The sequence below is a fragment of the Pseudaeromonas sp. HNCC25DJ182 genome (genome assembly GCF_055413365.1).
Map to the genome: position 1 here is coordinate 160,719 of NZ_JBVAYG010000001.1, position 11,890 is coordinate 172,608.

At 51.5% G+C, this 11,890-nt stretch carries 9 protein-coding genes; 8 read left to right on the forward strand and 1 reads right to left on the reverse strand.

Features of this window, described 5'->3' with window-relative positions:
* Positions 1-287: 287 nt before the first annotated feature.
* Complete coding sequence (locus ACZYUB_RS00670) at positions 288-1,379, reverse strand: acyltransferase (protein ID WP_463944726.1); 1,092 nt, start codon at positions 1,377-1,379, stop codon at positions 288-290.
* Positions 1,380-1,756: 377 nt separating this feature from the next.
* On the opposite strand from ACZYUB_RS00670, the gene ACZYUB_RS00675 reads away from it, so the two are divergent.
* The 8 genes from ACZYUB_RS00675 (at position 1,757) to ACZYUB_RS00710 (ending at position 10,941) form a co-directional block, all read left to right on the forward strand.
* On the forward strand, positions 1,757-2,512 hold the full coding sequence (locus tag ACZYUB_RS00675) for a class I SAM-dependent methyltransferase (RefSeq protein ID WP_463944728.1): 756 nt from the start codon (positions 1,757-1,759) through the stop codon (positions 2,510-2,512).
* Between the two features lie 826 nt (positions 2,513-3,338).
* Positions 3,339-4,652 carry a hemolysin family protein gene (locus ACZYUB_RS00680; RefSeq protein ID WP_463944729.1) on the forward strand — a complete coding sequence of 438 codons (1,314 nt, stop codon included), beginning with the start codon at positions 3,339-3,341 and terminating at the stop codon, positions 4,650-4,652.
* A 1,064-nt stretch (positions 4,653-5,716) separates the two neighbouring features.
* Positions 5,717-6,265, forward strand: a complete 549-nt coding sequence (locus ACZYUB_RS00685) for a hypothetical protein (protein ID WP_463944731.1) — start codon at positions 5,717-5,719, stop codon at positions 6,263-6,265.
* A gap of 76 nt (positions 6,266-6,341) precedes the next feature.
* Positions 6,342-7,223 (forward strand): AbiTii domain-containing protein, encoded by an 882-nt coding sequence (locus tag ACZYUB_RS00690; RefSeq protein ID WP_463944733.1) that lies wholly within the window; start codon positions 6,342-6,344, stop codon positions 7,221-7,223.
* Between the two features lie 81 nt (positions 7,224-7,304).
* Entirely contained in the window at positions 7,305-8,423 is a 1,119-nt protein-coding gene (locus ACZYUB_RS00695) for a hypothetical protein (protein WP_463944735.1), read from the forward strand.
* Positions 8,424-8,843: 420 nt separating this feature from the next.
* Positions 8,844-9,386 carry a cysteine hydrolase family protein gene (locus tag ACZYUB_RS00700; protein WP_463944736.1) on the forward strand — a complete coding sequence of 181 codons (543 nt, stop codon included), beginning with the start codon at positions 8,844-8,846 and terminating at the stop codon, positions 9,384-9,386.
* Between the two features lie 326 nt (positions 9,387-9,712).
* On the forward strand, positions 9,713-10,414 hold the full coding sequence (locus tag ACZYUB_RS00705; RefSeq protein WP_463944737.1) for a cold shock domain-containing protein: 702 nt from the start codon (positions 9,713-9,715) through the stop codon (positions 10,412-10,414).
* A 110-nt stretch (positions 10,415-10,524) separates the two neighbouring features.
* Entirely contained in the window at positions 10,525-10,941 is a 417-nt protein-coding gene (locus tag ACZYUB_RS00710; protein ID WP_463944739.1) for an NADAR family protein, read from the forward strand.
* Positions 10,942-11,890: the final 949 nt, after the last annotated feature.

Consider the following 11,890-nt stretch of genomic DNA (forward strand, 5'->3'; position numbering starts at 1 on the left):
TCCCAGTGATGCGTTGCCCGGATCCAAAACCGCCATCAAGCCGCTATTTCGGAGCCAAGAGCCAAGAGTCAGGAGTCAGGAGTCAGGACGAACACAGACACGCCATGAATACATCCGTGTAGGCTCGGCGGCGGCATCCCTGCCGCCAACGGTCTGCTTTTCGTCCAGACTCCATCCCTCTTGATCGACAACAGGTAACGGGCATATAGCCTTTCTTATCGCTTCCTATCGCCGCACCTGTCACGCGCAGGCTGGTCATCGCAACATAGCTTTATCGCGACATAGCTTCATCGCGCTTGGCCCGCAGACAATGCCCCCCGTGGCGCCGCATCCCGGGATGCCCACTGACCGCGTAGCAGCACTCCTGCCAGCGGCAACCGTGCCAGCAGCCCATACAGCGCCAGGGAGCAGGCCAGCACCACCAGGGGCTTGATGAGCTCCCAGCCCGGCGACATCCATTTGCTGCTGAGTGGAAACAACCAGATCACCAGCAGCATATGCAGGCAATAGAGCCCCAGCACCTTGGGCGCCTGCCGCTCCAGCCAGCTACCACGCCCCAGGTCAGGGTTGGCCAGCAACCAGCAGAACAGACCGAGCGCCCAGGGCACGCTGGAGAGCAGGAAGTCATGACGACCAAATGGTATCTCCCACAGCTGCTTCAACAGCAAGCCTTCCAGCAGATAACCCAGCATGCCGACGACCAGCAAACGCAGTGCCAGCGCCGAGCTCAAGCGCCAGTGGTGCTGGCGGATCATAAAGCCCAGCGCCACAAACAGCAGGGAGAAGAAGGGACCGTTGCGCGTCATCACCGCCCACTCGGCGCCCAGAACGGGCTTGCCATAGGAGCCACCGAGCAGGGCCAGCAGATAGAGGGTCACCCCCAGCGCCAACGCCAGACCCGGACGGCGCACCTGCTGGCACAACGCCAGGATCAGCACCGCCAGCATCAGCGCTGGCAGGAACCACAGATGGACCATGCCGCCGACCCACCATTGATTCAGCGGGTCCGCCAGCAGCATCTGCCACTGGAAGGCCATGGACTCCAGATAGCCGAACTGCCAGGCCCCGATCGGATCGAAGGGGATCACCGCATACAGGGCGCTCCACACCAGCCACAGCACCAGCAGCGGACGGCAATAACGCAACGCCACCTTAAGCGGCGCCCCAGCGCTCAGCTTGGGCTGCAAAAAATAGCCGGAGCAGAGAAAGAAAAACGGCACCGCAAAGCGGGTGATCTGGTTGAGGAATCCGGCCACATAGATATCGATGGTCCAATTCCAGACCGTGGGATCAAAGGGGTTCGCAAACGGCGAAATATGGATCACCATCACCGCGATGATGGCCACCATCCGGCCGCACTCAATACTGGATATCCGCATGTCGACTCCTCGGGACTGCTCGAAAGAAGCCGCTAGACTATCCACTCAGCGCAACCGGTTGCAATTGCAAAGCCCGGATCTGTGATGGCCCTATCTGGCCGGTTACGCTTCGTTACCCGGCGCAGAATAAGGTAACAGCCCGGCGCCTCCCCCCAGCCCGCAGGGCGTTGATTCAGTAAGCCCGCGAGGTGATTATTTGATAGGCCCGCGCCCGGTGCCGTGCTAGCTTCGGCACTCGCATCTGTCTCTTATGTACTTTCGGCAGGGGCCAGATTAGTCCAGCCCCTGCCTTCCTTGTTGTCTGCTTCAACCCTATGTCCTGATGGTGCATTCGCTGGCGGCGGATCCGAACCTGGTGCATAAACCCGGGAGTCGCCATGAGTAACCAGCGTTGGAAAGCCAAGTGGAAGGCTGACGATATCGCCTTTCATCAACCCCAGATCCATCCCCATCTGATCCGTTTCTGGCCCCGGCTGGCGCTGCCGGAGGGCGCCACTGTGCTGGTGCCGCTGTGTGGCAAGAGTCTGGATCTGGGCTGGCTGCACCAGCAGGGCCATCGAGTGATCGGCATCGAGCTCAGCCATATCGCCATTGCCGCCTTCTTTGCCGAGCGCGGGCTGCAGCCGCAGCGCCAGCGCCTGGGGCGCTTTCAGCGCTACTGGGCGGGCACGCTGGAGCTGTGGTGTGGCGATCTGTTTGACCTGCGCCGCGAGGATCTGGGCAACGTCGCCGCCGTCTATGACTGCGCGGCCCTCACCGCCCTGCCCGCCGCCAGTCGCGGCCATTATGTACGGCAGTTGAGCGCCTTGCTGGGTACGGGGGGGCAGATGTTGTTGCTGACCACGGAATCCGCTGACGAACCGGCCGCCATGACCGAGGTAGTCCCGGCCGCGACGGATCAGGCGAGTTCGGCCGTCATGGCCGAGGTGGCTCCGGCCGCGACGGATCAGGCCGATGCCTGCCCGGCTGTCGCCGGGCACAGCCCGGATCCGGAGGTGCTGGCGCTCTATCAGAGCCGCTTTGCCATCGCGCTGTGGTTTGGTCACACCTGCCTGAAGAGGGATCCTGAGCACCCGGACCTGCCCGCCAGTCTGCTGGCGGAGAAGGTGTATCATCTGGGGCCTCGGGTGTAGGGGCTATTGGGCCATAGCACCATGGCCTTTGGCCGGCGAGGATCACCTCCTGCCCCTTGCCTCTTTCATGTCGAACTTCGAATCTCGATGCTGAATGCGGCTGGACCGGTTCCGCCGTCTGTCGGATACGGCGAGGCCGGTTCCGCCCTAGTCGGCTTGGGCGATTGGCCAACCTGCTGTTGGCGGGGGCGGACCAAGGGGGAAAAGGCCTCCCCCTTGGCAATCCCGGACCTTAGCGTATGCCGACTGTCGGGAGAGCCCCGCGCTCCGGGATTCTCTTCACCGGCCGGGAGCCACACGCCATCCCTGGCGTGACGCTCCCTTGTGCGATCATCCTGACCGCGTACCGGCTGCGATCATCCCTACCCACGGCCCGACAGACGGCTTTGAGATTTGTGTGAAAACCAAACGAGCAAGAGCGGTATGGATTCATCCCCCGGCCCGACAGATGGCTTGGGGTTTTATCTGTAAACCAGACAAGCAAAAGCGGTATGGATTGCGGTACGACAGACGGTTTGGAGTGTTGTGAATAAAGGCATGAGCACAACGCTGGCTAGGCTTTGCGGGTGCGGGCGGGCTCAGGATTTGACAGCTCAGGATCCCACTTGTACGATTTGCTTCCCTAAGTTACCAGAGGCGTATCCGGGTCAACCCGGCTCTAACTATCTATGGACATACCCAGTTGTCGACTCTTCGACGCTAGTTCTGCCTGTTACACTCCGAATCTGACTCATACCCGGTTGTTATCCTGCTCTGCCCTTCGTTCTTGCCCGTCCGGCACTCGCGCTAGTTCCCTCCGTTGCCAGCCTGTTGATGGAGACAGACCATGGAAATCCTGATCCTGTTAGGACTCGTGTTACTCAATGGCCTGTTCGCGATGTCAGAAATCGCCCTGGTGACCGCGAAGAAAGCCCGGCTGACCAAGTTGGCCCAGGATGGCGATCACGCCGCCCGGGTGGCGTTAAAGCTGGGCGAAGATCCGACCCAGTTCCTCTCCACCATCCAGATTGGTATCACCTCCATCGGCATCCTGAACGGGATTGTCGGTGAAGCCGTGCTGGCCGCGCCGCTGTCGCAGTGGCTGCAATCCTTCGGCGTGGCCACCGCGACCGCCAATATCAGCGCCACCGCCACTATCGTCGTGGTCGTCACCTATGTCTCCATCGTGGTCGGCGAGCTGGTGCCCAAGCGGATTGGCCAGATCGATCCCGAACCCATCGCCCGTCTGGTCGCCCGGCCGATGCAGGTGCTGGCACTGCTCACCCGTCCGTTCGTGCTGCTGCTGAGCCTCTCCACCCACGGCTTGCTGCGCCTGCTGGGTGTGCGCCAGGATGGCCAGTCCCGGGTCACCGAAGAGGAGATCCACGCCATGCTGGAAGAGGGCTCGGAAGCCGGCATCATAGAGCAGAATGAGCACGATATGGTGCGCAACGTATTCCGGCTGGATGACCGGCAACTGGGCTCCTTGATGATCCCGCGCTCCGATGTGGTCTACCTCGACATACTGCACCCGGAAGAAGAGAACCTGACCCGGTTGATCGACTCCGAACACTCGCGCTTCCCGGTCTGCGAAGGCGGGCTGAATAACCTGCTCGGCGTCATGCATGCCAAGCAGGCGTTGTCGGCCATAGTGCGCGGCGAAACCCCGAACTTCAGCGCCCATCTGTCGCCCTGCATCTATGTGCCGGAGACCCTGACCGGCATGGAGCTGCTGGAGCAGTTCCGCCAGAACAATATGCAGATGGCCTTTGTCATCGACGAATACGGCGAAATCGAGGGCATAGTGACCCTGCAGGATGTGCTGGAAGCCGTCACCGGCGAGTTCACACCGAGCAATGCCGAAGATGCCTGGGCCATCCAGCGCGAAGATGGCTCCTGGCTGCTGGATGGCGCCATCCCGATCCTCGAAATGAAGGATCGGCTGGCGCTCAAGACGGTGCCGGAAGAGGACAAGGGCCGTTATCACACCCTCAGTGGCATGGTGATGCTGTTGCTGGGCCGCGTGCCGAGCACCGGCGATTACGCCGACTGGCTGGGCTGGCGCTTCGAGGTGGTGGATATGGACGAGAAGCGCATCGACAAGATCCTGGCCTCGCCGCGGCCGGATGGTGAGAGTTCACCGCCGGAATATATGTTGTAACAGTTTTTATCGTTGGCACGATTTGCTGGATTAGACCGGCTCCCTTGGGAGCCGGTTTTGTTTTTTTTATGACCATGGGATGGTCATGCCGCCCATCGGTGGCTCCGGCGAGCCGCTCGGACAGCGCACCGGCCGCGTTCCTCCCTCGGCCTCACAAGCGGCGCTGGCTGATAGCGGATCGGAATTTGGGGATCTGGATTGGGGATTGCTTGATCCGGTTCCGCCCTGGTCGGCAATCGCGATTTGCCAACCTGCCGTTGGCGGGGGCGGCAAGGGGGCAAAAGGCCCTGCCCCCTTGACCCCTGGCCGTTGGTGTATGCCGACTGTCGGGAAAAACCCGCGCTCCGGGATTCTCTTCGCCGGCCGGGAGCCACACGCCATCCATGGCGTGACGCTCCCTTTTGCGGTCATCCTGACCGCGCACCGCCTCCGTTCACCCCTCCCCGCGGCCCGACAGACGTCTTGAACTTTTGTGTTGGTTTCATGGTTAAAAGCAAAGCGCTGGTCGGTTCGATTAGTAGGTTGGGCTGAGTTGGGCGAAGCCCAACGAGTACGGCGTGAGGAGCTCTGGTAGGTGCCATTCGCGCAGCGAAATCGCACGCATGGGGGCTCGAAGGGTTGTAAAACAGGGCTTGAAACACTCGCTTGCTGCCAAAAACCGTGGGCAACGAACAAAATGTGACTCCGCCCATCTGAATCCATTTTCCCCGCCGCGCAAAGTGCGGTAGTTTAAAAACTCAAATAACTCAAGGTTATTGCCGAGATTAACAGCCCCCGCGACGTTCCAGGCACTGTGGCAGCCGTAAGCCAGGGGCGGTAGCCATGGCAATCGACAATTCAATCGCTGGAGGAGCGAAAGAATCCAGAGCGATCTCGGTTGAGGCTTGAAGTTGGATGGAGTGGCACCTCCCCTCGGTCATGCAGGTTGGGCAGCCGGAAATAATTCAAGGAATTGATTAGCGGGCATTTTTTAACAACCCCCCACAACGAAATGCGGAAATATTATTTTACAAATAATGGAATAATTCCGCTTAACATAATTATTATGTCTTTCCGAGGGAAATATGGAGTTAGATATTCTCACAAAGGTTATCATTGGAATAATCTCATCACTGGGAACGGCTGGAGTTATTTTTCTAAACTTTAGGCAAGCGGCGAAACTAAAAGCAGAATTATTAGATCAATTTGACTCTGCGGTAAGGCATAACAAAAAACATACCGCAACAGAGTTGTTTCGGCTAATTCATGGAATAAGAATGAGCTTTACGGATATAAAGGCGCTCATACAGCATGATGAATGTTCAAAGATTATCTATGCATTAAAAAAGACACCGGGCATAGTTGCCTATAAGTCAGGTAACTTTGAATACTCTGGACTTGGTAGTAACAGATTATATAGATTTATTGATCGTTGGATGACAAAGCTTGGATTGTTAATGTTCTCAACTTTATCCGTAGCATTCATGTTGATGTTTTCTTTTGGGCATGGCAATACATCAATCACAGGTTTTATCATGATGATAATTTGCGCCACTCTAACAACAGTTCAACTTAGGCAGCGACGTTACGACCAAATGATTGATAATTTAGTTAATTCAGATCATAACAAATAGTTTAAGTCGCTCGCTGGGACGCGCATAAAGCTGCGCGCCCCATAACTAAAATATTAAAATGCATTAGAGAACCCTTATGGCATCTTTAGTTATAGAACTTCAAAAAAATTCTTTAGATGAAAACTATCCAATTTCAAATTTATTAAGGCAAGCATATTTAGTTGCCACAAAATTAAAAATTGATGATTTTAAAAATTGGGTTGGTTGTGAAATGAATGGATATTCTGAAGATGATGATATTCCAGAATATCGAAAATATAGAGGTATCCTTAAAGCGCATAATCCTTTTCATGGTTGGATAGAAACATCGACAAACAATAATGAAATGGAGGATATGTTTACACTTTCTCATACAAATCAAAGCATAGCTGAAATCGAAAAATTAGCTGCTTCAGAAAATCCATTTCTCGGTAAAAATTTCAGTGCTGAACAACAAGGCCTCATCCAAGACTTATTTAGAACTGATTTCAAGTTTATGCTATTCATTCCTATAACTTCGATGCATCAAATATTGAGTTCAGTGAGAAACTCAATCCTTGAGTGGAGTTTAAAATTAGAATCCGAAGGCATTCTTGGCGAGGATTACATATTTACTGACAATGAGAAGGAAAAGGCTACTATGTCAACCAATATTCACATTGGTACATTCCAAGGTATCCTCGGTGACATTTCCCGAAGTTCAGTTGAACAGAATCTTAATCAGAACATTTCAATGAATGATTTCAAGACCCTAGCTGAGTTTCTGAGAAACAATAAAGTTAGTGATGAAGATATATCTGAATTAAATACACGTATTATTGACGATGGTGATTTAAAAGATAAATCTTTTGGTCCTCGCGTCTCTGACTGGATAGGTCGCATGATAACAAAAGCTGCAGATGGCTCATGGAACGTTGCTATCGGTGCGGCAGGAAACTTATTGGCAAGTGCGATTAGCAATTACTATGGCATAGGCTAGCTGCATTTTAACAAAAATTTGAAATTGGACGGCACTGCGTGCCGCCATTTAAGTAAAAGTTAGGCGCATTAGGAGTGGCAATTGAGTATTGACCTTTTTAAAGCTGTAGTTGCCCCTGAAAAACAACATCCATTTTTTAAACTCGTGTTAAACGAGCCAGCTTATAAAAAAACACATGAAATTATTAATTCATGGGGTCAGGGTTTACTTGAACGTAGTGGAGAAGCGACGAAGTTTGTTATCGAATTTCAAACGACGTTTAATTCTTCATTCTGGGAGCTTTATCTCAATCAAGCATTCAAAGACCTTGGATATGACATTGATTACAGTAAAGCAAGTCCAGACTTTAACTTGATCAATAAAAAGAATCGTCGAGCAATTTCCGTTGAGGCTGTAACTTCAAATCCAAGAGAAGTTGAAGAATTGGAACTTAAAAAGCTCGGAGATGGTTTCCTTGATGAATCGACTTTAAAGCTGGCTGGCAAAATTAGAGATAAACACTTACTTTACATTGGCAATGGGAAAAAGAAACATCCATATTCATCATTAACACATGTCCAAGGTAACTCGTTTGTTCTCGCCGTAGCTCCTTTTGATAAAAATTTTACACAAGCCCAGAATAATACAGCTATAAACAGAGTGCTTTATGGTTTTGAGCCACCAGAAAGCTATGATTCTAAACAGAGAACAGTAGAATTCATTCCGAATAAAAATGGAAAAAATATCGATTTAGGCATATTCAAAAATGATTCCTATAAAGAAATCAGTGCTGTGATTTTTTCAACCACGGGAACATTTAGTAAAGCAATTGTAAAAGCAGGTGCCGCAAACTTCATTAGATGTATGCGATTGCGCAAAATGAGTTTGAGCGACTTCTTAACCCACGAAGGCTCTAATAAGTTGGGCAGATCCATCAATGAAATTTCTGAAGGTTATACAGTTTTCTCTGAGCGGATATTTGATGGAGTAAACATCTGTGGTCACGATATGTATTTATATGACGCTCATTTCCACAAAGAAACTCATTTAGACGGCATACAGATTTATCATAATCCATTTGCGATGAACCCATTGAAACTGGATGACTTTAATAGTCCTGAGATTGTTCATTATCATTATGATGTTGATACAGGTGAAATGCATTTCGAATATAATGATCTTGCCTTAGTATCCAGAAATACTGTCTCGTCATTCGCCTAACAAAAAATTGGTGTGGGCAGGTCCGTAGGTGCGATTAGCGAAGCGTAATCGCACGCATGTTATCGATGATAATCAAGGTAGCATGAATATATGTGGCGACCATGTGCAATGAAAATAACTATTCTGTCCAATGTCTTATAAAATTTAGAGATAAATATCTGAGAAAATGCAGCATTGGTAGAGAATTGATATCTTAGCATTAAGAAAATGGCCATAAATTATCTACCCCATTAGAGATTAATACATTATAAATCCACTTTCATTTATATCAATAGCTTTGTCGTCTATCGTCTTTGCTAAATTATTTGTGTTTTTATAAAATATAGAAGATTCAAATTAAGCCTAAAAAACATTGCCGGACCACTTCGAGGTCCACAGTTAAAATTTAAATAACAGTTAAAATTTCGAGTACACATTCAAATGACAAAAGCATTATTAATCATTGACGTCCAAGTTGGTTTATTCGAGCCAGAACCATCGCCTTACCAATCTGATGAAATAATTTCAAACATTAATAAACTAACTGATAAGGCACGAGCGTCTAATGCGCCTATCATTTGGATACAACATGAAACACCAAATAACGAAATACTAAGCTTTCAAAGCTCCGGTTGGCAGTTGCCTAATAGCTTGAATCAAGATCAATCAGATTTTTATGTCCGTAAAACAACGCCTGACTCATTTTTAAAAACCGACTTGCTGCAAATCTTAACAAACCAAGCTGTTACTGAATTAGTTGTCTGTGGTTATGCATCTGAATTTTGTGTAGATACTACGATTCGTAGTGCAGCAGCGAAAGGTTTTAACATCACGTTAGTCAGTGATACACATACAACACATGATAAACCACACGCTCCTGCTGTATTTATCATTCAGCATCACAATGCAACGCTGCCAAACATTAAAAGTTTCGGTGTAACAATCAGAACTGAGCAATCCGACCTAATTGAATTCTCTAGTTAAAAAAAGCTTGGTCGGAGTGTACAGATCTAGCCCGTAGGGCGCAATAGCGTAGCGTATTGCGCCGAATAACACATAATGGCAACACCGATAACCAACAATAAAAGACTATGACTGTCGATAGTTCCATAGGCGGGCACCTATTGTTTACCATTAACTTTCGACAGAAACATAATAATTTCTAGTTGGTCGAGAAATTTAATTGTTGTGACACGTTATGGTCATCATTAAATCTGGCGCAATACGCTTTGCTATTGCGCCCTACTTGCTGGTGCTCTATTTGCACCTCAAGAAGAACAATACATGACCCCGCAACTCATGGAGCTTTAATGAAAGGCAAGATTGTTCAATGGAATGATGAGAAAGGATTTGGTTTTATTACCAATGACGATCTTTCGGAGCGAGTGTTTTTTCATATCTCAGCATTAAAGCACAGAGAGAGACGGCCGCAGGTGCAGGATGCGGTTATCTTTGAGGTGATGATCGATAACCAGCAGCGGATGAAGGCGACCGAGGTTTATTTTGAAGGCTTAAGTCTGCAAGCGGTGAAACCCGCAGCAAAGAAGCCGCAACTAGATGCCCGCCAATCCTATGGCTCGCGTATTGTGCTTGAACCGAAGAAGAGAACGACTGTAGACCATGTGCTGTTGCTGATCGCCTTCCTATTTTTAGCCAGTGCTGGTTTACTGTTTTTCAAGACCAATAATTTGGCGACCGCGATCCCACTCGGAGTACCTGCACTCATCTTGCTGGCTATTTATAATCGCCAGAAGATCCCGACTAGCAAATTATTTACCTGTAACCACTGTCGCTGTAATACGCCCTTTGATAGTCGCACCATTCGCGCCTGGAATATGGGTGCCATCAAACTCTATTGCTCGCGCTGCCATTCCGAATGGTTACGCAATAGAAATAGTGGATATGACAATTCCTATACGTCCACGAATAAAGGCAGTGGCTGCCTGGGTGCCTTATTGCTGATCCTCGCCCTGCCGATCGGCATCATCACCCTGACCCAGTGGTTTAGCTGAATTTTTTTTAAATAGACTGGCCACTCCTTTATTCAAGGAAAAATAGAAACCCCGTCAGGCTCAGGATTAATACATCAATAATTTAAGTTCGCTTATAGTTCGAGGCTCTTATGATGGATGAGGATATTTATTCCAATCTGGCGCTGATCCCATTTACGCTGGCGGGTTTTACCTGGCATTCGGCGGAGCAATATTTTCAGGCCGCCAAATTCACCGATGCCGAGATCATCCAGCGCATCCAGCAGTGTCCGAATCCATTTCGCTGCGCTTCGCTGGGGCAGACCCGGCGCTTTAAAATCCGCGATGATTGGGAAACCATTAAAGTCTCGGTGATGGAAACCGCGATCCGGGCGCGCTTTGCCCAGCACCCGGAATTAGCCCATCACCTCGCACTCAGCCGACATCCACTCTCCGACCACTCCGCCGCCGACTCCTTCTGGGGCCCCGGCGTCGATGGCCACGGCACCAATATGACCGGCCAGATCCTGATGCAAATCCGCCGCGAACTCCAAGCCAACCCGAAATAACAACATCCATCTTCAAGCTCTGAGCTTTCAATCTTCAGTTTTAGTCTTCGGCTCTCCGCTTTGAACCATCCCCCACCACCAAAAACCGAAGGCGTCTGTCGGGCCGGGTGGTGGGATGGCTGCAGCCGGTGCGCGGTCAGGATGACCGCAAAAGGGAGCGTCACGCCATGGATGGCGTGTGGCTCCCGGCCGGTGGAGGACATTCCGCAGCCCGGGGCCTTCCCGACAGTCGGCATACGCCAAGGGCCCGGGATTGCCAAGGGGGAGGCCTTTCCCCCCTTGGCCCGCCGCCGTTCGCCGCAGGTGAACAGAACGCCAATGTCTGCAAGGCGGAAACGGAACAAGTCGCTCCCGACGACGATGTGGGAGATACCGCATGTCGATCAATCCCCATGCGCCCGATTACGCTGCGCTAATCGAGCCTACGAAAGCAAGCGTCAGATTTGAACCATCCCCCTCCCCCAAAGCCCGAAGCCGTCTGTCGGGCCGGGCGGTGGGATGGCTGCAGCCGGTGCGCGGTCAGGATGACCGCAAGAGGGAGCGTCACGCCAGGGATGGCGTGTGGCTCCCGGCCGGTGGAGGACATTCCGCAGCCCGGGGCCTTCCCGAAAGTCGGCCTACACCTCAGGCCCGGGATTGCCAAGGGGCCAAATCGGGGTTTGGACGGGATTGATTATCACGGCCCCGATTTGGCGCGAGGGCAGGGACAGCCCGAGCGGATTGCGAAGCCATGGATGGCGTAGCGAGGCCTTTTCCCCCTTGGCCCGCCGCCGTTCGCCGCAGGTGAACAGAACGGCAATGTCTGCAAGGCGGAAACGGAACAAGCCAAACCCGCCAACGATGCGGGCAACACCGCAGCATCCGTCGCGCGGTCAGGATGATCGCAAGAGGTGCGCAGAGTCGCCTCATCGCCAATGTAGGCCGGGAATGGCCAGAGGGAATCCCCTGG

What these genes read in the sequence shown, in the direction of transcription:
- ACZYUB_RS00670 (WP_463944726.1), bottom strand. Translation starts at nt 1,379, where the DNA reads ATGCGGATATCCAGTATTGAGTGCGGCCGGATGGTGGCCATCATCGCG.
- ACZYUB_RS00675 (WP_463944728.1), top strand. Translation starts at nt 1,757, where the DNA reads ATGAGTAACCAGCGTTGGAAAGCCAAGTGGAAGGCTGACGATATCGCC.
- ACZYUB_RS00680 (WP_463944729.1), top strand. Translation starts at nt 3,339, where the DNA reads ATGGAAATCCTGATCCTGTTAGGACTCGTGTTACTCAATGGCCTGTTC.
- ACZYUB_RS00685 (WP_463944731.1), top strand. Translation starts at nt 5,717, where the DNA reads ATGGAGTTAGATATTCTCACAAAGGTTATCATTGGAATAATCTCATCA.
- ACZYUB_RS00690 (WP_463944733.1), top strand. Translation starts at nt 6,342, where the DNA reads ATGGCATCTTTAGTTATAGAACTTCAAAAAAATTCTTTAGATGAAAAC.
- ACZYUB_RS00700 (WP_463944736.1), top strand. Translation starts at nt 8,844, where the DNA reads ATGACAAAAGCATTATTAATCATTGACGTCCAAGTTGGTTTATTCGAG.
- ACZYUB_RS00705 (WP_463944737.1), top strand. Translation starts at nt 9,713, where the DNA reads ATGAAAGGCAAGATTGTTCAATGGAATGATGAGAAAGGATTTGGTTTT.
- ACZYUB_RS00710 (WP_463944739.1), top strand. Translation starts at nt 10,525, where the DNA reads ATGATGGATGAGGATATTTATTCCAATCTGGCGCTGATCCCATTTACG.